The following is a 25,125-nucleotide window of genomic DNA, read 5'->3' on the forward strand; positions in this document are numbered from 1 at the left end:
TTTCGTTAAAGTTTTTCTCAACTGTTCCAATCAACTCCTTTCAGCAACTTTCCCGCGCCTCGTATAGCAATTTTCCAAAGTCATCAACCGATTGTTGCAATGTGCTCTGCTTCTCAACTGTTTTACTCCCGATTGCCGAGGAAACAGATTTGCAATCACCGGTAGCTTCATCTCAATCTTTTTCCAGATAAATGGAATCAATACCATTCAAAATTGTGCCGATAACCGGCGCACCGGCTGATTCGATTCTGCTCATCGCCTTTTTCAAGGTTGCGCCGGTACACATTCTGCCTTGAACCACCAAAACGATGGCATCTGCCCATTGCGCCAAAACCTCTGCATCAACATAAGGCAGAATCGGCGGGCTATCGATGATCACCACATCATATTTTTCCGAGGCATTTATGAAGAGTTGCCGCATCTTTGAAGTCCCTAAATCTTCGGGAATAACTTCGCACCCAATTTGCGGTAAACAATCCACATTGGGCAGTACCGTTTGAAAAATCGCATCATCAAAACTCACAGCCGGCTCATCAAGAAAAGCGCCCAACCCTTTCATTCCATTTGAAGGTTTATCAATTAATCCGGCAATATCCTGACGATTTGCCCATCGTCGTCTTTCCTTCCTCTGATGATAGATTTGCAGGTAACCCGCAAAGAATGCTGCCGGTGATGAAATTACCGCGATGCCTTTTTTAATGACTGATCGGGAAAACCTCAGCGGCGGTTTAATAAATTCAGGAAGCCGTTTTCTTAACGGCGCAATAATCTTTCTACCCGATTCGATGATTCCTGTTTCAATATCCGCCGGTAAAATCCGACCTTTTTGCTCATCGTTTTCAGTGAGTTTCACCCAATCCCGTAGCGAGGGAATGCCATTGCGCATTCGGATTTGGGAATCAATCAATAAAACCCTATCGCCCTGACGACCGAGGCTGGCAGCGAGATTGGTTGCCACCCAGGTTGTCCCTTCCCCGTGCGATGCACTGGCGAGAAGAATTCTTGCGCCGTGATGATTAACCTGACGGCGAATTTTTCGAGTGGTCATTTTTAAATTCTCAACTAAGGCTATTTCTTTTGATTCAAACAGCCGTTCGCCTTCCGGTAATTTCGGTATAACACCGATTACCGGTATGCTGAGTTTGGCTTTTAAATCTCCAGCGGATTTAACCGTCGTATCCATCAACTCTGAACCAACGGCTGCAACAAAGCCCAGTACCAATCCGGCAACCGCAATAACGATAAACAGAATCGCGCGGTTGGATTTCACCGGCGCAACCGGAGGCTTGGCTTCCGCTACCAGAACAAAATCCGATGATTCGGAATCGTGTACGCGATGCGCCTTAACCAATAGGTCTTCGAGAGTTTTCTTTTCTGATTCCAAGGTTGTCACATCACGGCTATAAGCCACATACTGGCGTTCAAGTTTGGGCATTTCATCAATTTGCGATTTGACTTTATCGCGCACCGCTTTTAAATGTTCGGCACGTTCGGAAAGCGATGAGCGTTGCAGTTCCAGATCAAATTGCTTGAGCAGCATACTCTGTAAAACAGGGGCGCTCGCTGAACCGGCTTTACTCGGTATGACAACCTTATCGAGGTCTTTAATTTGTTCTCGCCACTCTTTGATTTGTTCCGTATCAACCGCAATCGCTTTGAGTTTTTCAAAAGCTGCCTGGATTTTGGCAAAATCAACATCCGATATCAGACCTTGAGCGCGCAACCTTTTGGCGGTTTCAAATTCAACCTCCTTTTCGGTATATTCCGCCATTCGCGCTCTGTGCAGTTTGTCATCATCAATCGCCTCTCTTAACCGTTGCAGCCTGACGTTATTTACGGTGACGGATTCCATCTCGCTGGCGGATTCAGACTGCTCTTTTGCGACCCGTCTCTTTAAGTCTTCGATAATTCTTTCAATATTTTTTAATTGTAATTCGTTGGACTGTTGCTCGATTTTTGCCTGTTCAAAAAGCAGTTCAACAGAATTGAGTTGTTCCAATGCCCACTGAGATTGTTTGCTCAAATCAATTAAGGTGTTTGCTGTGGTGTATTGCAGCAGTTTAGCGTCCGCTTCTCTTAATTTTTCTCGAATAATTTTTAATCTGGCTTCCAGGTCATGAATTTGGGTTGCAGCCTCTTCCCTGCGCAATTTCAATTGGCTTTCGATAAACACCTCGCGAAAGATGTTCGCTAAATCGGCAGCTCCTTTAGCGGAATCCCATTTCACATCAAGAATGATTAACGTCGTGCCTTTTTCGAGCGTGATTTCGCAAGCGGCGGCAATCGATTTTAATGTGGCTTTCAATTCTAAACGTTTGCGTATCTCTTCAAGATTCGATTGCATTTTTATCATTTCGATTTGGGTCGTCAGGGAGAGCGGTTTATATGGGTCGTCTTCTTCCGGTGCAGGTGGTGGTTTATACAACATCACCGTTTCGGCTTCGTATACCTCTTGATGTTTGATAGATGAAATCAAGAAAGCCAGGATCAGGAAGACCGCAATAAATCCGATAACCACATTTCGCCTTTTCCAAATCCCTAATAAAAGCGTGCGAATATCTAATGGAAATCCGCCGCTTTCGCCAGCCTGACCAGCCGATTGTCCGTATGCCGTATTTGTATTTTTTTCAATTTCTCTGGTTTCGCTCACCATCACCTCCGGGTTCTTGGCTCGATAATCAGTTTTATGATTTCAAAACCACCTGTTTCGCCGGGCGATTCATCAATCGTTTGAGGACTTTTTCTTTGAAGTAGTCACGTTCCTTTTTTTCAAAACCGATAAACCAAAAGGTCGAAAAGAATAACGTCACTCCGATAGCTTCAAGAACTGCCACTTCCAAAAGGTTTTTCAGCGGATAAAAGCGTTGAAAGACATAAAGAAAACCAACTAACAAGATTGCCGGGGGAATGCTCGGCAACACGGTTCTCGAATAAAAGCGCCAAAGTGACAGGTGATAGAGTTTTCCGGCTTTGACCTGAATGACGCCGATTTGTAAAGGCAACGTCACCGCAAAGGTTGCGATTGAAACGCCAACGATGCCAAACGGTTTGATTAATAAAATTGAGAAAATAATATTTAGAATTTGACTCGCCAAGGTCGCCATCGCGATGAATTTCTGTTGCCCGACCATGCTTAAAATGTTGTTGGTGTTACCGTGTATCACCCCTAAAAAATTTGCCGCAATCAGCCATTGACACGCCGGAACCGCAAGTTCAAATCCGGGTCCCGTCCAAACGCGAATCAGCGGTTCGCTCAGTACCGCCAATCCGAGGAGCAACGGTGTGGCAAACGCTACCGCCAGCTTGGTGCCGCGCTCCCAGACGGCGCGAATATTGGCAACCTCTCCTGCCGCATGTAGTTCAGCCACCACCGGCGATAAATTTTTGATCAGTTGAAAACAAAATTGTGAACTCTTTTCCGAAAGGCGCATGGAAATCGCATAAACCGCAACCATTTCAAGCGGCAAAAATGCCTTGATGATAATCGAATCAACCCGCGTATAAATAAATCTGGAGACTTGGATAATCGTGAAATAAATCGAAAACGAACCAATTTCTTTAATAATTTTGCGATCAAAAATTTTCGGTGAAAGTTGAATGTCAGGAATGGTCTTTTTCACATGAATGCCGATGACAATCATCGGTAACACACCTAAAACCAGATTCACCACGGCGAACGCTTTAATGTCTGGAAGGATGGATAAAACGATTAACGAAGCGATGAAATATAAAATTGCCGCGATGGTTTTATACACATTTGCCACACTGGCTTTTTGGTAACCGGCGATGACGCCGCGAAACATGCCAAGCGGCATCAACATAGCTGAGCGCGCGCCGAGCACAATCAGCACAAATTTCGCAGCCCCCGAATAAGCATCGGGAATATCAAATAACCGGTTAAAAAACAGCAGACTCAACAAAACGCCTGAAAGCAAAAGCGCACCAATCCCAGCATAAACCCAAAACATCGTGCCGACGATTTTCTTCAGGCGCTCGCTATCGCCTCGCCCTTTGGCATCGGCAACATACTTGACGATGGATGCGGCAAAACCTAAATCGGCTAATTCAAACAGAGAGACGAATGCCCAGATTAACGACCATAATCCGAAGCTATCTTTACCCAGGGTTTTAATTAAAAACGGAATTAAAATCAGCATGGTGATGGCATCGACGATGTCATCGGCGTAGCTGGTTAAGGTATTCAATAAAATATTTCGCGAACGGTCTTTTTTGAGCGCGTCTGGCTGAACCTGATGCTCAATTGTTTCAGACATAACCTGCCTTAAAGGCAAACCACAAGATAGCCATCTGTCAGTTTGCATTTGCGCTTTGATAAGCAGGAATTTTTTTGGGGGCAATGATATTTCCGATGGCAACCATCAGACCGGAAAGCAATAAAAACAGGTAATAAACCTGCGTCTGTCGAAAAATCCATTCAAGCAAGCCTTGTAAATGTAAGGTTGCAAATCCGATCAGCAGACCTAATAAAATGGCTTTGTAAAAATCGTCCTGAGATTTAAAAAATAGAAAGAGGTTACGAATATAAAATGCCGCAAGATAAGCGATAAATACGAACATTCCGAACTGACCGATTTCCGCGCCATACAGTCGATAAATATGGTGGCAGGTTCCCAGTCGGCTTTCGCCCTGCTTGCTTTCCCGGAATGCTTCCGGGTCTTGCAAATCAATCTTATCCGGGTACACATACCAGTAATAATCGGTGTTGGCTAAAGTCCAGGAATAAGCGTTCAATCCGACGCCAAAAAACTTATCTTTCATCATCGCGTCCGCCGCGGTATTAAAATATTCGCGTGTCGCTTCGGACTCTTTCGGAGCATTTTCAAATCGCTGAATAATTTTTGGCGCAGCCATTGTTCCGATAATTGCCATCGCTACTACACCCAATGCGACAACGCCGAACTTCCGCGCTGTCGGTTTCATTAAAACGGAAATCGCCACAACCAGACTTAATGAGCCGAACATAATAATGAGTCCGGCGCGGGATTTGGTAAAAATAACTGAAACAACCCCTAATAAAATCGCCAGGATGGCGAGGTAATTTTTCTTTTTGGTCAAGGTTCCCGACAGGTAAAGCGCCAGTGCCGATGGGATGATTAAATCAATATACATCGCCAGAGAGTTGGGATGTGGAAAACTTCCCGTCGAACGGTTCACCACTGCCTTGGTTATATATTTCGCCCAGATGACATTGATTCCTTGAAAAACCACAGCGGCAATGACACCCGAAATAACGGCTTCGACGTCCTCGCGTTCTTTAATGATATTGACGATGACCCAAAATAGAATGTAACCGCGAATAAATTTATGCAGAGTAAACAAACCAAAATAAGCGACTGGAGTTCCAATCAAAGAGATTGCCGAAATGATCAACAGGACAACAAAGAGGGTGGTGTTATAAGGCACCCAGATGATTTTCTTTTTGGTTCCGCCCAGAATAGTAAACACAAAAAAGCTGAGAAAAAACAGGTCGGGAACCGTAACCCCAAAGCCTCTATCTACGCCGCGATAATTGACAAAAAACACTTCCTGATAAAAAGGCTTGGTTATCAGGCAGGTAAAAAAAGCCATGATGGATAACATCGGTCTTCGCCAGCGAGGTTGCGAAAACAGTAAACCGGTAATCAGCGGAACCCCGATGAACCACATCAGGATGCCAAGCATCGATGCCGTCGTCATAAGCTATCGCCCTCCCGGTAAGCGGTGCGGGCAAAGGTTGCTATCCCTCTCAAAGCCTGTAACCAATCCTTAGGTGAATGGGCTGTAAGTTTCAACATCAACCAACGCCGTCGGTGATATTCAAAATAAAATTGTCGGGCAATGAGCGGAAATTTCAGTTCACTTAATTCCGCTGTAAAACTTTGCCATAATTCCGTTTTCAATTTTTGCGGAATGAACATATTCGCCAATGCGAATTTGAGATTATAAATATCATTTAGAATGTGGCTCTGAAAATTGGTGTTGGCAAAATCGATTAAACCTACACGCGCCCGGCTGACATGGATATTTCTAAACACCAGGTCGCCATGAACAAACGATGCACCGACGTTGGCGTCTTGAAACCGTTGAGCGAGGCGGTCTGCCTGCCGGGTAAAATGATTGAAAATAGTTTTCCCAATGACCGGCAATGATTCCAGTTTTTGCGAGGTGTAGGTTAAATACTCAAAAACGAATGAGGTGGATAAGGCATCAGCGTCAAAGGTTTTTTCGTAAAATTCCTTTAATAACTTACCGAGAAGTTGCATTGCGCGATTGGCGCGCTTTCGCTCTTTCGTATCTCGCGCGGCGCGCCAAATTAACGCTGTCAAAGTTTCGCCCTCGACAAAACCGATGATAAGCAAATTGCTTTTGGCGTTGAGCTTTAAGGTTTTTGAGTCAATCAAATTCAAATTGCCGCAGGCAAATTGGTGATAAAAATTAAGCGCTCTGGCTTCGGCTTCAATCAAAGACGAATCGGCGGTTTTATATTTTTTGATAATGACAGGGGTGTCCTGTATGGTGGCGCGATAAATCCGGCAATAAGCGTTCTCTTTAATCAGACTTAAAGTGGCAATTTCAAAACCGCTTTCAACCGAGATTTCCGCTTTGAGATTTATCGCTGTCGCCATTAATTAAACCGCCTCCAGACCTCGATAAATTTCGCGCTCTCGGTATCCCAATCCTTAACCGTCGAATGGCAAACGCCCAGTAAAATCGGCAATGTTCGGAACAATGCTTCGCGGGGATAGCTGAGCGATAATTTTTTTATTTGCAAATTACGAATGAAATTTCGCAAGGCATATTTAAAGGTGTTTTGTTGAGGCTCGCGAATCCCTATCCAATTGGCATACTCATCGAGTGAATTGAATTTCTGTCGCGTGCGATAGGATTCGATATGTAAATAAACGATACCCCAGTTTTCAGCCAATACCTGTAAACGAAATTCATCAATGGTGGTATTGGAAATATCGTCAGGCGAAAATTTGAAGATCAATGCCTTATTGTATAAACCGGTTAAATTCATAGCTGCAACTTCAGCATTTTCTTTTGCCAGGTTGGCAAGCAGTTGATTGCGACCTCGATAAGCGGTTTGATATTGACGGTAGGTAATTAGTAAGGCATCGCCCAATGCCAGCGCACACTTATAATAATTGCGACGAATAAAATCGGAGTCTTGACCGCTTTCTACCTTTCGCGCAATTCGCATTGCCCAAAGTAATCCAGCCCCGCGGTTGAGAAGTAAACGGCTTGCCTCAATAACCGGTAATTTATCTTTCAGCGTCTCAGGCGCATAATCATTTAAAATATTTTTATCCCCTTGGATAACGATGTGACCATTCAATAAATCCTGCCACATTAAACAATTTGGCAGATGCTGAATATCTTTGAGGTCTAACGGGCGACTGAAATCGACATGAATACCCAGATTTTTGGCATATTTCTCGCTTATTCGATGAAGAGCTTTATAATCAATTCGCGTTTTTTCTTTTACAACCAACACCAAATCCAAATCATTATAAGGCTGTTCAATGCCATCCTTATAAACAACCCCGCCTTCCCCCCGACCATATCCGCCACCCAAAATCAGGGCTATCAGGTTTTCCCCAAGCGCCAGATAAACCGCTTCACTGATGCGATTCAATGATTCATTTAATCGAAAATTGAACGCGGGCGAAGCCTGTCGGGCATAAACCAACTCAGCAGAGTTTATCGTCTCAAGACAATTTATGGTTTTAATAATTTGAGACATGTTTTTAGCCTCTTAGCCAACGGGTTGCTTAATGCCGGCTTTCCTTTAATCCGGTGACAAACCCGGCGCGACGACCAAGCAATTGCGACATTCTTAAAAACGGCGAAAACCCTGCGGATTTGAACTCCCGTCGGGATAGGCAATATTGCAAATCACTTAATACCTGTCGGGTGAAAGGCAGCAAAGAATATCGCAAGAAGGATTTCTGCCAATTTTCCCAGGCGAAAATTGCCGCATCAGCGCGTCCTTCGCCGAATTGCCGTTTGTAAAATTGTTTTAATGAATAATTATGTGAATGTGAAACCACGGATTGCGGCACATATTCAACTTCATATCCGGCTTGTTTGGCACGCCACGTCCACTCGATATCCTCGGAATAGTGAAGCTGTTCGTTAAACGGCATCTTTTCCCAAACCGAACGTCTGATAGCCGAAGATGCCATCGAAAAACAATGACGCCAATATTTTTGGCGCTCGCCATCGCCAAACGTATCTTCGGTGTCTTTGGCATATAAAGGTTGGCAATCGGTTCGCGGAATCTGTCGTCCAAAAACTGCCGCAACCTTGTCACTGTGAAACCCCTTTAGTAATTCTTCGAGCCAACGGTCATTTTGCGGCGTGCAATCCGAATTCAAAAAAACTACAAATTCACCATCGGTTAATCGCATTCCCTGATTCAACACACGTCCCGGCACATAAGTTCCTTGCGGGATATTGAGCAATTGATGAGCATATTTCTCTGCTTCCTGAGTGGTGCCATCGCTTGATTGATTGTCCAAAACCAGCAATTGGAAATCGTGATTCTGGCGTTTAACCCTTGCGAGGGTTTCCACAACCAACGGCATATCGTTATGTGAACGCATGACTATCCACGTTTCCATAAATCACTTTAATCCAAATCCGGTACGGACATTTTCATCAACTGGAACAGTCCGTCGAGCCGTTGAGGCATTCGAGCAGGGGATACATTACTTGCAAGCATGGCGATTGAATCCTTATCCAAAGCGTCATAGCCATGCATACCCGCAAGGCGTGCTTCCCCCATAAAACTGGGATTGATGAGCACACCGGGGTTGGTCAAAAAAAACAGGTCGCCATATTCATGATTGGCAAAATTGCAGCCATATTCATTCAAATCATTTTCCCGGAGTATTCGACCTCGCGGTTCTTCTTGAAGCGCCTGAATAATTTTTGTGCGAGCCGTATCATTCAGGAACCAGAAGCGCGCCATCGTCGAGTCGTACATTGCGGCGTAATCTTCACCAAACTTCAAACCGAGTTTATCGATGCGCGCCATCAAATTGCACTCATCGGTGGTATTGGTCATGCCGTGGTCTGAAAAAATATAGAGGTTGACTTGGGAATATTTTTGCTCAGCCAGTTTGACGATTCTTCGCAGGTTACGGTCATACCATTGAATCTTTTCTTCGACGATTGGGGCTTCCGTACCGTGAGCATGAAGAATGGCATCCATCGCTGCTAAATAAACATACGCAAAGGTGACACCACCGTTGTCAATCGCCCTTTCCAGCGCCAATAAATTATCCGCTTCTTTGGCTCGCCAATCCGACAGATAGAACGGAATGTTGCGCTCGCGAAGTTTGTCAAAAATGGTTGGGGAGCCGTCGTTAATTCCACCTGTCTGGTAGAGGTCTCGTTTTTCCGAATAATCGAACAGGGGCAAATAGTCAAACGGCAGGTTGTAAATTTGGAAATAGCCGGTATAGCCGTAAAATTTCTGAATAACTTTACTCATCATTCGGCGAACCCGCCCGCGCCGAGTAATCGAATCGGGCAAAATGCTCAAGCAACGACACAACGAAAACGGCGAATTTTCCGGGTCATATTTGAAAAAGGACAGGTGTCGATGTTCATATGGCATTTTGCCCGTCAATATCGTCGGGATGCAGGTAGAGCTATAGCCAAGCACGGTTCCCAGCGGCGCTTTGGTAGTCAGGAAATCATCCATAAAATGGTGCTGCTGTAAGATTTCCCAACCGAACGCATCAATGAAGGTAAAGATACTGATGGATTTCATTGGCTATTGCTTAGACCTTCGACAATTAATTTTCAAATGCCCGAATCGCTTCATCTTTACAGTTATAGATGTCAAAAATGCGATGCATCCTGACGAGTTCAAAAAGCGCGCGCACGGGTTTACCCAGTGAACAAAGTTTTAAATCACCGCCCTGAGCATTCAATTGCCGCAAACAGGACAAAATCGCGCCAAGTCCGGAACTGTCAACAAAGTTCACCCGCTCTAAATCGAAAACCACTTTTTTGCGCTCATTAATTACCGAACCAACGTCGCGTTTGAATTCTTTAACATTGCTGGCATCCAGCGTATCTGTTGGCAAAAACACCACTGTTACACTTCCTACTCTTTCTAAAATCGGTTCCATTAACAATTCCTCCTAATTTTTTTCTTCATCACAATGAAATTTTTTCCGCTCTCATCGCAGAAATACTCAACCGAGTCCATAATCGAATCGATGATGAACAAACCAAAACCTCCATCACGCGAGCCATCAAACGATGGGGGAACCACCTTATTCGGATTAAAATGGCGTCCTAGATGGTGGATTTGAAATCCCAAGGTTCCTGATAAATATTCAGCCTCAAGATGAATCAACTGATTGGGGTCACTATCGTAGGCATGCAAAATGATATTGGTAATCGCTTCATTGATTGCCAGTTTTAACTGTGCCACGATTTCGCTTTCGGGTTTTAAAGAAAGCAACCTATCACTTACTTCTTCAACAAATTTTCTTGCCGCTTTCAGGCTTTGCAGATTGGATTTGAGTTCAATTTCCATTCGGTCACTGTGACTCTCCGGCTGTGGTTTTGACTCCTGAAAATGTTTGACCTCTGCTGTTGACGCGGGTTCGATTTTCACGGCTACACAGGTAAAATCATCGGCAAATTTTTCTGATTGGGTAAATTCAATAACCGTTTTGCGAATCGCCTGAACCAGATCGGTTTCCGATAATTCCTGAAATTTCATAATGCAATCGGCCAGGCGAGCCTCGCCAAACATCTCCCCATTCGGACTTTTTGCTTCGGTTACCCCGTCGGAATAAAAAATGAAAACGTCCCCGAACCGAAATTCTCTTTCTACCTGTTTGTAGGTTTCATTGGGATAGATTCCCAGCGGCAAATTTTCGCCTTCCAACATGAAATACTGCTTTTCATTTTTTTGATAATGAATGGTCTTGGTATGCCCACAATCGACAAAGCAAAGCTTTTGCTTTTGCGTATCAAACCTCGCATAACAAATCGTAACGAAGCTATCGAATTCCATCAGTTGTTGAGTTAATTGGGCGTGTACCCGACGCAGGATTTCTTCGGGTGCCGGAAGTCCCGAGGGGTGTTGCAAATTGGCTAATTGACCGGCAGCCCGCATGATTTGATTTTTGGTTCCGGCTCCGAGAAGGGCAGCCGGTATCCCTTTGCCCATCACGTCTCCAACAATGACATCCAGGCAATTTTCTTCATGTTTGATAAAATCATAAAAATCCCCGTCAATGCGTTGTGATGGAATACTCATAGCCGAGATTTTCAAACCGGCTATATTTTCAGGGATTTTTCCAAGCAATAGGGTTTGTTGGATTTTGGAACCGATTTCTATCTCTTGAACCAATTTGGCATTTTCAATTGATTCCTGCATCAATCGTTCATTTTCAAGAACGATGGCTCCCTGATGCGTGAGCGCCTCAATTAATTTTTTTGCCCGCGAATCGAAAACCGGTGCGCTCCGGTCTTCACTCCAAATCTCAATAGCGCCTAAAACCGCGTGACGAGTCGCAATCGGCACCACCAGAACTCCGGTTGCCAGTGCCAATTCAGGGTCGGATTCGCGAAATTCATCGATACGCGATATCGAATTGATGATGAACGTCTTCCCTTCTTCGACGGCTTTGTGGATGAGACCGTAGCCATCAAACCGTTTATCAATATGAGTGATATGTTTCCGGGCAACCGGTTCCAAGCCTTTTTCAGAATTAATCCAAAAAATCGCTTTCAAATTCTCATGAATCGAAACCGCTTTATCCATGATGCGCCGCAATACCATTCGCGGATTTTTCAAAACCCGCAAATCGGTGCTGATTTCATATATGGTTTCCAGACTTTCCCAACTGATACTGAGTTCTTCCAGAAGTGATTCTTCCTGATTTTGCATCGCGACTTTTTCAATGGCTTTTTCAATCAGCCGTGAAAAGACCTCTCGCAAATGGCTTTGGGTTTCTTCAAAACATAAAAGCAGGTTACCGATTGGCGAATATTCAAAGCTGATCTCCAGCCGCTCCTGTTTTCGCAGGGTTGAACAGGCAAAGGAGTTTATGGAGTCGTCTTTAAAACCCAGACATGAACAGTTTTTATTTTTAATCAACCATTGCCAATCCGAGTTGGATTCAAAACCGATGCTAATCCCAAGCGCATACGCCAGCGGTTCGGCAATGCCACCGAACTCTTCCAAAAATCTATCCCTTATAGATATGGTTTGCGGCGCAAGGGCGTAATCTGGCAGCGTATTAAGGGCGTTTGTACTCAAAATTCGTCTCCGGGTTGGTTAATACAATCGGCTTTTTATGCGGGGGCAAGCCAAATTCGAGTAATATTTTTACCAGCGATGATGGCGCGATGGGTTTGGCGCACGAGGCATTCGCTCCGGCTTCCAGGAAATCTCCCTGATTATCTTCAAATGACCGGGCGGTTAGAACGATTATCGTGAGGTTGTCGAACGCCTGGTTCGCGCGTATATGATTGATGACATCCAAACCGGACATCCCCGGTAAGACAAAATCGAGAAGTAAGCCATCAGGTTGGAAACGATTGATGACTTCAATCGCCTGTTCGCCGCTATAGGCAACCGCTACGTCGTACCCTTCTTTTTTCAGAATAAATTCCAGAAATCTGGCGATATGACGTTCATCATCGACAACTAATATTTTGGTTTTGTGACTGTGATCCGAACTGTTGTTAAACATGTTCCACTCGGCTTTAGGAAGTTCGTAAAGGAACAAGTTAAACTTGTCGGGGAGGAAGGTTGGTTAATGCGCTTAGCAATTGGAAAGTTTGAAGCGATTTCCCGCTTATACTTTCAGCAATGAGAAAAAGCTTTTTTTACTGGCTTTTTCTTAATTTTTTGTTCAAACAAGGGAATTTCTTTTGTCTTCTAAAATTACCGCCCCCAAGTTAGCATAGACCTCGTTATTTGTCGTGAGTTTTTTTTCAGCCCCCTGGGGTTTTATCTGAACCCCAAATTAGTGATAATTTTTCTATTCCCCCTTAAACAATATTTGGAGTAAATACGAATGAACGTTAAAACTGGAATCATTGCAGCGGCTGGCTCGGGAACCCGTATGTTGCCGGTGACTTTAGGCTATCCCAAAGAGTTGCTTCCCATCATCAACAAACCGGCATTGCAACTCATTGTTGAAGAGTTCATTGATGCGGGCTTAAATAAAGTGGTCATCGTTACCGGAGCCAATCCCGACCCTTTGCACAGGCAATATGATTTAGCGGCTGCGCCACCGCACGGCAAATACCCGGCACTGGATGAGTTTGTAAACAAACTCGAGGGGATTGAAATTGTCTTTGAACCCCAAAAGGGACCTTATGGCAATGGCACACCGTTGTTGGTTGCGCGTCCCCATATCCCCGAAGGCGAAGGATTTGTTTACGCTTATGGCGACGACATCATTAAAGCCAAAACTTCGTTTGCCAGACAACTCATCGAAAAACACCAACAAACAGACGCAGTGGTTGTTGGCACACAAAAGGTCGCCTGGGAAGACGTGGTGCGTTATGGGATTGCTCAAATTAAAGAGGGATCCACTGAAAACGAATTATTCGATGTGATTGAAAAACCGGCGCGTGAAGAAGCCGCATCGAATCTGGCGATGTTCGGAAGATTTGTGCTGTCTCCGGCAATCATTCAAATCTTATCGGAAATTCCTTTAGGCAAATCGAATGAATTATGGCTAACCGATAGTGTCCGCGAATACATTAAACGCGGCGGAAAAGTGGTTGCCGAATCGGTTAAAGATGGCGAATGGCTAACCATCGGCGACCCGATTAATTATTTAAAAACCTTGATGGAATATGCGCTTTCCGACGAAGAAATTCGCAAGGCGCTCGAACCCCGAATCCATCATTTGTTGAACCGCTAAATAGATTAGCGAATTAACCTGAATTTCATTTAGCTCAAATAACCATTGATTTGAGCTAAATGACGGGTTATTTTGTGCCTGAAAATAAATCATTTTCCTGGGAATCGATTTTAAGTCTTTACCTAAACCCCTCCTACTTGTAAATCCTCAGCTCAAATTCATTGCCCCTCACTCCTGGGTTATCGGTTTATCGAATCAATGGATATTGCTCTATGTTGGAAGACGCTTATTACAAAACTTCGCTCATCGATGAAGTTTATCAGCGACATGCAGGAATCGGGTTAACGAAAAACTGGCGATTTCTCAAGAAAAAATATGTGTGGGTTACGGTAATCGCCAGCGCCAAAATCCTGAAACGAGCCATTGATATTATCGCTGCTGCCAGCGGCTTATTGCTGTTATCGCCGGTTTTTTTATTTGTGGCGCTTTCAATAAAACTGACCGATAGAGGGCAGATACTTTTCTGGCAAACTCGTGTGGGGTTATGGGGAAAAGAATTTTCCTTTCCCAAATTTCGTTCCATGGTTATCAATGCCGAAGCTTTGAAAGACCGGTTATTGGAGCAAAATGATCATGGGGATGGCATCACCTTCAAAATGAAAAAAGACCCGCGTATCACCTGGATTGGGCGAATTATTCGCAAATTCAGCATTGATGAATTGCCGCAACTCTGGTGCGTGTTAAAAGGCGATATGTCGCTTGTGGGCCCACGCCCTCCGGTTCCGCGCGAAGTGGCGCTATATACGCTGGCAGACCGCAGACGTCTGGATGTGGTTCCGGGGCTTACCTGCATCTGGCAGGTAAGCGGGCGGGGTGACATTCCCTTTCACGAACAGGTCAAACTCGATGTCCAATATATCGAAAGTCACAGTGTGTGGTTCGATATTTTATTACTTTTGAAAACCATTCCGGCAGTGATTCTAGGTAAAGGCGCTTATTGATATGGCAATCAATCGACCTCCTAAACCGGTGATTAACGAAGCGTATAAACGGGAACTTTATCTGCAATTTTCCCGCATCGGAATTTTGCGATTAAGAGTGAAAAGATTGATGCGGGGTTTCACCTGGTTTTTTATTATCCAATTGCTTTCAACCTCGAAACGTGTGGTCGATTTCAATATCGCTTTGCTACTCACCATCCTCCTTTCACCTTTGTTGATAATCTCCGTGTTACTGCTAAAACCAACCGGACATGTTTTATTGAAAACGCGAAAACTCGGACGATGGTGTGCCCCATTTGATGAATTCGCCTTTCGAGTGCCTGGTCATTTAATCGGACGGTTAATCAGGAAAACCGGCATTTCAAAACTCCCGGTATTATTCAATATTTGGCAGGGGGATATGTCATTTGTCGGACCACGCGCCGCGCTTCCCGGAGAATTAAGTCCGCGCGATAAGCTTGTCAGACGTCGTTACAATGTTCGACCCGGCTTAATTTGTCTCTGGTGGATTCGCAATCGCGCCAATATCGATTATGGCAACGAAGCGCTCTCAGACAGTGAATACATCGACAACCAGAGTTTGATGGGTGATTTGGCGATTGCTTTGCGGGCTATTCCGGCAATCCTTTATGGCAAAGGCGTGGTTACCGCTCCCGACCAATTAAAAATCCTGGGGGCGAAAATTGTTAATCTCACAATGCAAGAGACGGTTGATACCATCCTTGAAAAACTTCGTGGACACACCAGCAATCAAATCTGTTTTATCAATGCCGATTGCGCCAATCTCGCCTATGACGATAGGGAGTATTTGGGAATTCTCAATCAGGCAGAATTGACGCTTGCCGATGGAATCGGGATGAAACTTGCCGGAAAAATTTTACATCAGGAAATTAAACAAAACGTCAACGGTACAGACCTCTTCCCAAGATTATGTGCGGCATTAGAAAGCACCGATAAAAAAATCTACCTGCTTGGCGCAAAACCCGGTATCGCCAATCTGGTCAAAGAGTGGATTCATTCAAATTATCCTCAGACGATGATCAGCGGTTGTCGCGATGGTTTTTTTTCAGCAGATGAGAATGAAGCCGTCGTCCAGGCAATCGCCGATTCCGGAGCCGATATTTTGTTGGTGGCATTGGGCGCGCCCAAACAAGACAAATGGATTCATCAAAATCTCGCTAAAACCGGTGTAAAAATCGCAATGGGCGTTGGCGGGCTGTTTGATTTTTACTCCGGTCGAATCCCGCGCGCGCCGCAGTGGATGCGCGAAATGGGATTGGAATGGTTCTATCGGTTTTACCAGGAGCCGAAAAGAATGTGGCGGCGTTATTTTGTTGGAAACTTTGTTTTCTTATTCCGCGTCCTTAAAGAAAAATTTTTAACCAAAGGAAAATCCATATGAAAGCCATAATCATTGCGACAGGAAAAAATTATGATCTCGCAGCCCTGAATGAACATTATCCCACTCCTTTAATTCCCCTGGTCAACCGACCTTTTATTCAACACGTGATTGAATATCTGGTTGATAATGGAATCACCGCGATGGAATTTATCGTCAGTTATTTGCCTGAGAAAATTGAAAAATTTATCGGGGATGGAACGCGCTGGGGAATCAAGGTCAATTTTCATCTGTGTCGGGATGAAGAAACGCCTTACAGAAAGCTGAAAGAAGTCTGTTTATTATTAAACTGTGACGAAAGATTCGTACTGGCTCATGCTGATCGTTTGCCGCAAATTAAAATCGAATCCTTAACCGAGCCGACCATGTTTTATAACGAATGCAATCGCCAATGGAGCGGGTGGGCATTACTCAGCAACCTCAATATTTTAAGTCTTCCCAAAAATGCCGACGAGGAGGTTTTAAAAGCTCATCTTGCCTTTGCAGAAAAATGTTCAACGGAAGTGTCGCCGGTTATGTTGAGCCTGCAATCTTATGAAGACATCCTGGCATCTCAGGAAGCCGTGATGAAAAAGCAATTTCCGGATTTAATGCTCAATGGCAAAGAAGCCAGCGACGCGGTTTGGCTTTCACGAAATGTTTCATTACATCCCACGGCAAAATTATTTGCGCCGGTATTTATTGGTGATAATTGTCGCATCGGGATGGGCGCTCATATCGGACCTAATGCGGTCATCGCCAATGATTGCGTTCTGGATTCCAAAAGTACGGTTGCCAATTCCCTGATTTTTTCCGGCAGTTATATTGGAGAAGCTCTGGAATTAAACGAAGCAATTGTCGATAAAAACCGTTTGATTAATACACGCTTTGGCATTGCGGTTTCGGTTGCGGATGATTTCATTCTCGGAAATCTTCATAAAAACCACATCAGAGAATCACTGACCTTTTTCTTCTCAAGATTAACGGCAACTTTGCTTTTGATTTTAACCTCGCCCTTAATATTACTTATTGCGCTGGTCTTAAAAATCACCAAGGGGCAAGCGTTTTATCAATACGAAGCCATCAAATTGCCTGCCGCTTCGGATGCAAAAGCCTGGAGCAAAATCCAGGTTTATAGCTTTTTACCATATTCCAATGGCTATCAGAAAAATCGCGGAATCAGTGATATTTTTTTAAGGCTGCTTCCGGGTCTAATTAATATCGCCAAAGGCGAATTGCATTTCGTCGGGGTTCGCCCGCTTCCCAAATATCGAGTCGAACTCTTACCACACGATTGGCAGTCGCTTTACCTGAATTCCAAAGCCGGAATCATTACAGAGACCTTTGTCCTCTATGGTGAAAATGCCACAACCGATGAAATTTATTCAGCGGAAACCTATTACTCGGTCATGAGTGGTTTTTCGTATGACCTGAAATTACTTTTGCGCTACCTGCTGCGAATCACCAAACTCAACCACTCTCAATCAAACAAAAAAGCCCGATTGCAGGAGTAACGCCAGGACATGCTTGAAGATTTGAGATTGAAAAGAAGGGCAATAGAATTAAGCCATCTGGAAGCGCGGCTCGGACAGGGACGCAGTGCCGAAAAAGCCCGAAGGAGTAAATGATGAAAGGCATCGTGTTCACTGAATTCATTGAAATGGTCGAAAGTCAATATTCGCCGTTGATCGCCGATAAAATTATCACTGCAAGCGAATTGAAATCCGGCGGCGCTTACACGGCGGTTGGGACTTATGACTACCAGGAAATGCTGCAACTGGTAAATGAATTAAGTAAAGCAAGCGGAGTCGCGGTTGCCGATTTACTGCGACGATTCGGTGAACGCCTTTTTCATACTTTCGTCCGCAATTATTCACAATATCTGAACGGCGCGCATTCAACATTTGAATTTCTCCGTCAGGTTGACCATCACATCCACGCGGAGGTTCGCAAAGTTTATCCCGATGTCGAACTTCCCCAATTGGAATGTGAATTAAAAGATAACCGGTTGGAGATAGTTTATAAATCGATTCGTGCGATGGCGGATTTAGCCGAAGGGTTAATCAATGCCTGCATTCAATATTTCCACGAAGATATTCAAGTAATTAAAAAGGATTTATCCGGCGGCATCGGCGTCAAGGTTAAATTCATTTTAATCAAACGCAGGTAACTTATGACCATTAACGAGGAATTAGAGTTACTGAAAAGACGCCTGGAACGAGAGCGACTGGCGAGAAAAGAGGCCGAATCGGTTCTCGAAAATAAGTCATTTCAACTGTATAAGGCTAATCATGAGCTTAAACAATGGGCTGAAAACCTCGAAGAGTTGGTTTTAAAACGAACCAATGAACTGGCTGAAGCCCGCGACCATGCCATTGAAGCCAACCGCATCAAAGGGCGATTTCTCGCCAATATGAGTCATGAAATTCGCACCCCGATGAATGCCGTAATCGGCATGACCAGTCTGTTATTTGATACCGATTTAACTTCCGAGCAAAAAGATTATGTCGAAACCATTCGCAATAGCAGTGAAAACCTTTTAAATATCATCAACACCATACTGGATTTCTCAAAAGTGGAATCCGGCAATCTGGAATTGGAAAAACAGCCCTTCGATCTCTACACCTGCGTTGAGGAAGCGATTGATATTTTCCGTGCCCAGGCGAGCGAGAAAGACCTGGAATTGCACTATCTGATTGATAAAAATGTCCCCCAAACCATCATTGGCGATATTACCCGGGTTCGCCAAATTCTCGTCAATTTAATTGGCAATGCATTGAAATTTACCGATGAAGGCGAAGTTCTGGTTCACCTGAAAGCCCATCACAAGTCACGCCCGCAATTTCAGAATTTCGATCCATTAAATGAACAATCCAAAGTTTATGAATTGATTTTTACGGTCAAAGATTCAGGAATTGGTATTCCGAAAGACCGGATGCATCGTCTCTTTCAATCTTTCTCACAGGTCGATTCTTCGACAACCCGCAATTACGGCGGAACCGGATTGGGACTGGCAATCAGCAAACAACTGAGTGAAATGATGAGCGGTAATATCTGGGTTGAAAGTACACCCGGAAAGGGTTCGATATTTTATTTTTCACTTCTTGTCGAAGCGAGCGAAATCCTGATGAACCAACCGGCGGCTGAAACCCTGACGGAATTAGTTGGTAAAAAAATATTGATTATCGATGACAATCTCACCAATTTAAAAATCCTTTCTCAGCAAACCAACTCTTGGGGAATGAAACCGGTTGCGGTTGAATCGCCGGAACAGGCAATGCACGCGATTCAAAGTGGCATTGATTTTGATGTCGTTATACTTGATATGTCGATGCCGCAAATGAATGGGCTGGATTTAGCCATGCAAATTCGCACTCTAAAACCAAAAGAAAAATTGCCTTTAATCATGCTCTCATCCATCGGTCGGCGGACGACCAAAGATTTACATCCGGGGCATCTGGAATTGGCTGCCACTTTGTCAAAACCGGTCAAACCTTCGATTCTTTATCAAGAAATTTGTGAAGCGATTGGCAGAAAAATCGCCAATCAACCCAAGCCGCTCCCGCAACCGGAAACTCAAATGGTAAATCAATTTCCTTTGAGAATTCTGCTGGCAGAGGATAATCAGATCAATCAAAAAGTGGTTACCCAAATGCTCGGTAAATTAGGTTACCGACCTGACATCGTGAGCAACGGGTTGGAAGCTGTCGATGCCGTATTGCGGCAAAAATATGATTTGGTGTTAATGGATGTTCAAATGCCGGAAATGGATGGGCTGGAGGCATCCAAACAAATTATCAAATTCGTACCGGTTGCCAACCGTCCAAAGGTGGTTGCCGTAACCGCCAATGCCATGCGTGGGGATAAGGAGAAATGTCTGGCTGCCGGAATGGATTATTACATCAGTAAACCGATAACGATGGATGCGCTGGTCTCGACAATTAAGGAAATCGGAACGGTTATTCAAAATAGCCAACAGTTAAACGCGCTCAATCCACCATCCCGATATGAAGCAAATGAATCCGCACCCGAAATCGAAGATAGCTCCGTCAATCATTTTGAAGTCATCGAAATATCGACTATTGAAAATAGCATTCGCTGCCCGATTGATCAGGAAAGCTTAAAAGAGTTGTGGAATCTTGGTGGAGAGGAAAGCCAGGAATTATTTGAAGAGATTATCCAGCTTTTCCTTGAAGATACGCCCCAACGAATCACCAGTGGACGAGACGCTCTGGCAGCAGGGGATTTAATTTCGCTCTCAAAAATTGCTCATAGTTTAAAAGGTAGCAGCGCCTATATCGGAGCGAAAGTCATGTCAAAACACTGTCAACTGCTTGAAGACGATTGCAAAAATAATAATTTAAAAACTGCCGAAGCGCGTTTCAAAAAGGTGGTCATTGAATTCCAATCGGTCTCCCATTATTTAAATAACCATAGCCAAAAATTAATTTCGGTTTAAGTCAATAAATATTTAAAAGCGGAAGTGGATGGCAGAAAACCTCTCAACCTTTCGGTTGAGGATACTCGATAATGCCAATCTCATTTTCCGCTTTTTAATTCACTACCATTTATTGGGAAATAAAGCTCAGTTCTTCACCTTTCCTTCTCCGCTTACGGTGCCTTTTCCAGCAGCCTTACCTTTGCCTGAAACCGTCCCTTTGCCAATGGCGACGCCCTTGCCCGATACAGTTCCGGTTCCGCGTTTGGCGTGAACCCCGGATTTATTTTTGTAAACCACCACACCGGTTCCCGATGCCGTTCCGGTTCCTGCGGTGACGCCGGTGCCGGTCGCCGTTCCCTTACCCTTCGCTTTGCCCTTACCGGTTTTTGTACCTTCGGCAAAACCCATCAAACTCATTGATAAAATTGTAATCACCACAAACATGAATATTTTTTTCATTCTGATTGTCTCCATCTCCAAAAAATAGTTTGACTTCAAATTGTACGGATACTAAGACCGTTGATTAATAAAAAAGTCTGATTTTTATTGCAAGGGTTTTTTAAATTATTTCTGCCCCGCAGGCTTTTCTTTTACTTTTTGATAAACATAAAACACCCGCCCGTTAAAATCATCCGAAAATAAAAAGGCGTTATCGCTCAGGCGAAAGACATCAGCCGGTCTTCCCAGAACCTTTGTGCCCTGTAAGAAGCCGGTAAGGAAATCCTGCGGCGGCGAACCTTTTCGCACCCGCGCCAAACGATAGCCGCGATTTAACAGACGTTTGGATGAGCCGTGAAGCGCCACCAGGAATGAATCTTTCAATCGACCATCGGTGCTTTTGGATGACGGAAAATATTCGAGTCCGAGCGGCGAACTATGCGCCGGAAAGCCAACAAAGGCTAACGGCACCTCGCGGCAATCAACCCGCTTTGCGGATTTCGCAAACACCGGGTCTGAAATGCGAGTTCCCTTATACTCATAACAATAGGGCCAGCCATAATTTTTATTCGGTTCAATGAGATAAAAATTATCTTCGGGGCGATCATCACCAAGTTTATCCTGTCCCATATTGGTTGCAAAAAGCTGCCCTTTACTAAATTTCAAGCCCACGGCATTTCTGAGTCCGCGAACGATAATATGTTGATTCTTCCCGTCGGCATCCATCTCAAGAATCGACGCGCGAATCTCTTCGCTCTCTTCGCAGGCATTGCAACTGCTGCCGACCGCAACAAACAATTTACCTTTATCATCAAAGGCAAGCGTGCGCGTCAGATGCCAGCCACCATATTTATAATTCAATCCATAATCGGGAAAAGTTGCCAGCACCTGCGATTCACTCGATGGCGCATCGGCTCCCTCGATATAGCGATAGCGAATCAATTTGTCGGTCAGTGCAATATAAAACCAGGATTTGCCGGAGGTATCGGTATAAAAGGCAATGCTGTTGGGATTGCGTAAATTTTCAAGGTAGGGAGTCAGTCTGCTGAATCGCCCGGTCTTTTCGTCGAATCCTTCGAGAATATAAACCGCGCCTTTGGAATTGTCGGCGCGTGTCCACATGGTGGTTAAAAAGATGCGATTATCAGGGCTTTTGGCAAAAAATCGCGGACGTTTCAACCCATCGGCAGCCATCGTAATTTCAAAACCTTGAGGGACATTGAGCGATAAAAATTTCCCGCCACCCAAAGCAATTTTGCGCGGCGCGAGTTTCAATGGCTTGGAATCGATGGTCTCCTCAGCCTCGGTTTTGTCCGCTTGTGTGTCACTGCTTTGATTATTATTTGATTGACGATTCGCTGCCTGAGTTGACACCGGCGATTTGTTGGTCGCACAGGCTTCAATAGCGAAGAACAAATAGACGCATACCAGAATCATTAGAGGTCTCATTTTTACCTTTTGCCTTTTCACTTTTGCCTTTTGATTTTCTTATTCTCTGCCCCAGGATGCGGCGGCTTCTTCTTCTGCCTTGCGACGCATCTCTTCACGAATTTGTCGCGCGCGTTCTTCGGCTTCACGCGCCGCTTTGATTACCCGCGCGCGTTCGACGCTATCAAGCGTTGTCAGCCGGTCTTGCGCCTGCGCTTCACTTTCGCCCAGTGGTCGCAACCCGAATTGTTTAAGCGAAAGTCTCGCGAGTTCTTCGCGCCTGTCGGCATCGGAAATAAATTGAGTGGGGTCAACCAGATTTGCCAGTTCACCTAATCCATTCAATAAAAATTCCAGCGCCTTATCGGCAAACCCTTCTCTTGAGCGAAACCAGGCATCATAGAATAGCCAACTGGCGATTAACGCGAGGCGAAGGCGATTGCGCTCTTCTTTCGATTTGGGGTTTGAAATTTTTAAGCTGTCGAGTTGCTGTTTGGTTAAAGGCTTGCCGCCGAGTTCACGAATTAAATCAAAAACAATGGCGCTGACCTCTACTTGCCCTTTGCCATTCGCGGTTTTCGGCTCACCCAGAAAATCCGCCGGACACTCAGACAAGCGGCGCGTTAAGGCTTCCAGTTGTGGTCCTTCGTTTTTCATACTTTAAGAAGTCTGGAGTCTGGTGTCTGGAGTCCTACTAACAGAATGATGAAACTTTCAGGATGATATAGATGAATCAAGCTTATTTACCGGGTTCACCATTTTACCTTCGTCAGGCTTATTCCAGCTTTATTATTATGACTCTGGACACCCGACTCCAGACTCGCGACTATCAGGTTCCATATTTCGCTCGACTGAATGCACGGGCGAATTCTACCAATTGTGTCCAATTCTGCACACGGTGGATGTCCCACCCCTGTTGATGTGCCTGCACCAGTTTTGGCGTTTGTTGCCAATCATTCCAGAGGTTCAACACAAAAGTTCCGCCACCGCGTCCATTTTCCAAAGCCATCTTCGATACCTCCCAACCGCTGTTGCCTTTTTCATCGGTATCAAACATGGTGTCAACACCATCATCCGAAATCACCAGAATATGAACCGGGCGGTCTTTGGGTTTTCGGTTTTGAAATGTCTCACGCAATAGGTGAATCGGAAATGCCGTCGCCCCGCCGATGTAACCGGTCAGAATTTTTAATATTTCGGTTTCATCGCGAATAAAGTCTTTAGTGGTTTGAAAATCATTTTTCCCGCTCCACAAGGTCGCCTTCACACGCGAACCAACCCGCAAAGCCGATAAAGAAATAATCGCTCCAGCCAAAGTCAGGTATGACGTCGAGTATTGCGGATTGGGCATCGAACCCGAACAATCGACATATAAATCCAAATCAATCGGGTCACGCTCCGGCATCGAACCGCTCGTCGTGCCATACAATCGTTGAACCGTGGTTACGCCGGGAATAACTTTATGGCTGATCATCGCGCTTTCCACCCAATCGACATCATCTATAGAATTGCCAATATCCCAAATATCCAGCCCTTCGATTAACGGTTCTTTCGATTCCGGCAATTCTCTGGTTGGAAATTTAATCAAGTAAGGAATAGAACGCTCGCGGTAATATTTAATGGCAATTTCCTGCTCGCTCAACTTAATCCCTAATCCCTTTAATATCTCGCCATATTCAAAAGGTTCCCGACACTGTCCCGTTGAACCGGTATTTTGAGCGTTCGGCGCGATGGTGTTTCCCGAACCTTTGGTATCTTTATTACTTTCACTGCTGATACCTGAAAGCTCATCATCGTACATCGGATGAATTGCGCCTTCGATTTCATCGGCGTCGATTTCTACCAGTCCATCAGGCGCTTGGCTGGAACCGGTATTCCGAATGTCGCTCCACCCTCTGAATATTTTCTGGGTTTCCTGCGCATCACTTTTCAGGAGATAATTCAGGCACAAAGCGGCAAATCGCCCTGCGCCTTTCAACCAATCCTTGGCATAGGCGCGAATCACTCGCGCGCCGAGTTGCGCATCAAGGTCGAGTTCAGGCGTAATCTCACCCGTGGCGATTGTTGCTTTCGGCAATCCCCAGAGGTTTTCATAAATTCGCATGTATAACGTCCACAACTCATCTTTTGAATCGGTCTTTAAGGCTTTATAAACCTCGTGCATTTTCAGACCGGCGCTTCTTTGCAATCGGTCATTGATTAACAAATCCGCATAAAGATTGGCGACAAATGGCGCGTGATGTTCTTTGGATGGCAAAGCGCGGCGCATTCGCGCAAGCATACGCCCCTGATCGGATAAATCCGCCGGGCAAAAAACGTGATGCCCGATTTCATGCCCCATGATTTCGAGCGGATAATTCTGTAATTGATTGGCGAGAATTTGCGGCAGACTGACCACCACAGCATGGTCATCCAGACGAATCATTGCGAAACTGCCGGATAACCCTTCGACCTTCTCATCGGAAACATTAAAACACCAACGCGGCTCGCGAAGTTTTGTAAAGCGACTCCACAATGCCAGCGCGTCCTGCCAACGCGCTTCCCATCGCACTTTTAAATTGTTGAGGTCGTTTTTCAAAA

At 44.8% G+C, this 25,125-nt stretch carries 20 protein-coding genes; 6 read left to right on the plus strand and 14 right to left on the minus strand.

All coding sequences use genetic code 11. The annotated features are described in order from the left end of the window. Window positions 1-172 precede the first annotated feature (172 nt). Genes AB1757_15685 through AB1757_15730 form a run of 10 tightly spaced genes read right to left on the minus strand, consistent with a single transcriptional unit; the run spans window position 173 to window position 12,734 of the window. Window positions 173-2,653, minus strand: coding sequence for a Wzz/FepE/Etk N-terminal domain-containing protein (locus AB1757_15685; protein MEW6128481.1), 2,481 nt, complete (start codon window positions 2,651-2,653; stop codon window positions 173-175). A gap of 31 nt (window positions 2,654-2,684) precedes the next feature. Next, a complete protein-coding gene (locus AB1757_15690; protein ID MEW6128482.1) occupies window positions 2,685-4,274 on the minus strand; it encodes an oligosaccharide flippase family protein in 1,590 nt (529 codons plus the stop codon). A gap of 37 nt (window positions 4,275-4,311) precedes the next feature. Continuing rightward, window positions 4,312-5,697 (minus strand): O-antigen ligase family protein, encoded by a 1,386-nt coding sequence (locus AB1757_15695; GenBank protein ID MEW6128483.1) that lies wholly within the window; start codon window positions 5,695-5,697, stop codon window positions 4,312-4,314. Further along, window positions 5,694-6,626, minus strand: coding sequence for a phosphotransferase (locus AB1757_15700; GenBank protein MEW6128484.1), 933 nt, complete (start codon window positions 6,624-6,626; stop codon window positions 5,694-5,696). Before AB1757_15700 ends, AB1757_15695 begins: the two co-directional genes overlap by 4 nt. Beyond that, window positions 6,626-7,747 carry a hypothetical protein gene (locus AB1757_15705; protein MEW6128485.1) on the minus strand — a complete coding sequence of 374 codons (1,122 nt, stop codon included), beginning with the start codon at window positions 7,745-7,747 and terminating at the stop codon, window positions 6,626-6,628. The genes AB1757_15700 and AB1757_15705 overlap by 1 nt, the downstream gene beginning before the upstream one ends. Before the next feature lie 28 nt (window positions 7,748-7,775). Beyond that, window positions 7,776-8,627 (minus strand): glycosyltransferase, encoded by an 852-nt coding sequence (locus tag AB1757_15710; GenBank protein ID MEW6128486.1) that lies wholly within the window; start codon window positions 8,625-8,627, stop codon window positions 7,776-7,778. An 8-nt stretch (window positions 8,628-8,635) separates the two neighbouring features. Further along, entirely contained in the window at window positions 8,636-9,784 is a 1,149-nt protein-coding gene (locus AB1757_15715) for an alkaline phosphatase family protein (GenBank protein MEW6128487.1), read from the minus strand. Window positions 9,785-9,809: 25 nt separating this feature from the next. Further along, complete coding sequence (locus AB1757_15720) at window positions 9,810-10,148, minus strand: STAS domain-containing protein (GenBank protein MEW6128488.1); 339 nt, start codon at window positions 10,146-10,148, stop codon at window positions 9,810-9,812. Further along, complete coding sequence (locus tag AB1757_15725; protein ID MEW6128489.1) at window positions 10,148-12,298, minus strand: SpoIIE family protein phosphatase; 2,151 nt, start codon at window positions 12,296-12,298, stop codon at window positions 10,148-10,150. Before AB1757_15725 ends, AB1757_15720 begins: the two co-directional genes overlap by 1 nt. After that, window positions 12,279-12,734, minus strand: a complete 456-nt coding sequence (locus AB1757_15730) for a response regulator (protein ID MEW6128490.1) — start codon at window positions 12,732-12,734, stop codon at window positions 12,279-12,281. The genes AB1757_15725 and AB1757_15730 overlap by 20 nt, the downstream gene beginning before the upstream one ends. A 327-nt stretch (window positions 12,735-13,061) precedes the next feature. Between AB1757_15730 and AB1757_15735 the strand changes: the two genes are divergently transcribed. From AB1757_15735 to AB1757_15760, 6 genes are all read left to right on the plus strand, one after another. Further along, window positions 13,062-13,919: a sugar phosphate nucleotidyltransferase gene (locus AB1757_15735; GenBank protein MEW6128491.1), complete on the plus strand. Its 858-nt coding sequence runs from the start codon at window positions 13,062-13,064 to the stop codon at window positions 13,917-13,919. Between the two features lie 212 nt (window positions 13,920-14,131). Beyond that, window positions 14,132-14,860 (plus strand): sugar transferase, encoded by a 729-nt coding sequence (locus AB1757_15740; GenBank protein MEW6128492.1) that lies wholly within the window; start codon window positions 14,132-14,134, stop codon window positions 14,858-14,860. 1 nt (window position 14,861) lies between these two features. Continuing rightward, on the plus strand, window positions 14,862-16,262 hold the full coding sequence (locus tag AB1757_15745) for a WecB/TagA/CpsF family glycosyltransferase (GenBank protein MEW6128493.1): 1,401 nt from the start codon (window positions 14,862-14,864) through the stop codon (window positions 16,260-16,262). Continuing rightward, window positions 16,259-17,752 carry a sugar transferase gene (locus AB1757_15750; protein ID MEW6128494.1) on the plus strand — a complete coding sequence of 498 codons (1,494 nt, stop codon included), beginning with the start codon at window positions 16,259-16,261 and terminating at the stop codon, window positions 17,750-17,752. The genes AB1757_15745 and AB1757_15750 overlap by 4 nt, the downstream gene beginning before the upstream one ends. A gap of 110 nt (window positions 17,753-17,862) precedes the next feature. Next, window positions 17,863-18,408, plus strand: a complete 546-nt coding sequence (locus AB1757_15755; GenBank protein MEW6128495.1) for a heme NO-binding domain-containing protein — start codon at window positions 17,863-17,865, stop codon at window positions 18,406-18,408. A 3-nt stretch (window positions 18,409-18,411) separates the two neighbouring features. Beyond that, entirely contained in the window at window positions 18,412-20,697 is a 2,286-nt protein-coding gene (locus AB1757_15760; protein MEW6128496.1) for a response regulator, read from the plus strand. A 126-nt stretch (window positions 20,698-20,823) separates the two neighbouring features. On the opposite strand, the gene AB1757_15765 is transcribed toward AB1757_15760, so the two are convergent. The 4 genes from AB1757_15765 to AB1757_15780 form a co-directional block, all read right to left on the minus strand. Then, window positions 20,824-21,138, minus strand: coding sequence for a hypothetical protein (locus AB1757_15765; GenBank protein ID MEW6128497.1), 315 nt, complete (start codon window positions 21,136-21,138; stop codon window positions 20,824-20,826). Window positions 21,139-21,243: 105 nt separating this feature from the next. Further along, entirely contained in the window at window positions 21,244-22,554 is a 1,311-nt protein-coding gene (locus tag AB1757_15770) for a PQQ-dependent sugar dehydrogenase (GenBank protein ID MEW6128498.1), read from the minus strand. A 51-nt stretch (window positions 22,555-22,605) separates the two neighbouring features. Next, window positions 22,606-23,202, minus strand: a complete 597-nt coding sequence (locus AB1757_15775) for a hypothetical protein (protein MEW6128499.1) — start codon at window positions 23,200-23,202, stop codon at window positions 22,606-22,608. Window positions 23,203-23,374: 172 nt separating this feature from the next. Further along, window positions 23,375-25,123, minus strand: coding sequence for a vWA domain-containing protein (locus AB1757_15780; GenBank protein MEW6128500.1), 1,749 nt, complete (start codon window positions 25,121-25,123; stop codon window positions 23,375-23,377). Window positions 25,124-25,125: the final 2 nt, after the last annotated feature.

Source organism: Acidobacteriota bacterium (genome assembly GCA_040754075.1).
In the GTDB taxonomy this organism is placed as follows: Bacteria; Acidobacteriota; Blastocatellia; order UBA7656; family UBA7656; genus JBFMDH01.

Coding starts and splice junctions, on each gene's coding strand:
- AB1757_15740 (MEW6128492.1), top strand. CDS start 14,132: ATGTTGGAAGACGCTTATTACAAAACTTCGCTCATCGATGAAGTTTAT.
- AB1757_15770 (MEW6128498.1), bottom strand. CDS start 22,554: ATGATTCTGGTATGCGTCTATTTGTTCTTCGCTATTGAAGCCTGTGCG.
- AB1757_15690 (MEW6128482.1), bottom strand. CDS start 4,274: ATGTCTGAAACAATTGAGCATCAGGTTCAGCCAGACGCGCTCAAAAAA.
- AB1757_15730 (MEW6128490.1), bottom strand. CDS start 12,734: ATGTTTAACAACAGTTCGGATCACAGTCACAAAACCAAAATATTAGTT.
- AB1757_15685 (MEW6128481.1), bottom strand. CDS start 2,653: ATGGTGAGCGAAACCAGAGAAATTGAAAAAAATACAAATACGGCATAC.
- AB1757_15720 (MEW6128488.1), bottom strand. CDS start 10,148: ATGGAACCGATTTTAGAAAGAGTAGGAAGTGTAACAGTGGTGTTTTTG.
- AB1757_15775 (MEW6128499.1), bottom strand. CDS start 23,202: ATGAAAAACGAAGGACCACAACTGGAAGCCTTAACGCGCCGCTTGTCT.
- AB1757_15750 (MEW6128494.1), top strand. CDS start 16,259: ATGAAAGCCATAATCATTGCGACAGGAAAAAATTATGATCTCGCAGCC.
- AB1757_15755 (MEW6128495.1), top strand. CDS start 17,863: ATGATGAAAGGCATCGTGTTCACTGAATTCATTGAAATGGTCGAAAGT.
- AB1757_15705 (MEW6128485.1), bottom strand. CDS start 7,747: ATGTCTCAAATTATTAAAACCATAAATTGTCTTGAGACGATAAACTCT.
- AB1757_15745 (MEW6128493.1), top strand. CDS start 14,862: ATGGCAATCAATCGACCTCCTAAACCGGTGATTAACGAAGCGTATAAA.
- AB1757_15700 (MEW6128484.1), bottom strand. CDS start 6,626: ATGGCGACAGCGATAAATCTCAAAGCGGAAATCTCGGTTGAAAGCGGT.
- AB1757_15765 (MEW6128497.1), bottom strand. CDS start 21,138: ATGAAAAAAATATTCATGTTTGTGGTGATTACAATTTTATCAATGAGT.
- AB1757_15710 (MEW6128486.1), bottom strand. CDS start 8,627: ATGGAAACGTGGATAGTCATGCGTTCACATAACGATATGCCGTTGGTT.
- AB1757_15760 (MEW6128496.1), top strand. CDS start 18,412: ATGACCATTAACGAGGAATTAGAGTTACTGAAAAGACGCCTGGAACGA.
- AB1757_15715 (MEW6128487.1), bottom strand. CDS start 9,784: ATGAAATCCATCAGTATCTTTACCTTCATTGATGCGTTCGGTTGGGAA.
- AB1757_15735 (MEW6128491.1), top strand. CDS start 13,062: ATGAACGTTAAAACTGGAATCATTGCAGCGGCTGGCTCGGGAACCCGT.
- AB1757_15695 (MEW6128483.1), bottom strand. CDS start 5,697: ATGACGACGGCATCGATGCTTGGCATCCTGATGTGGTTCATCGGGGTT.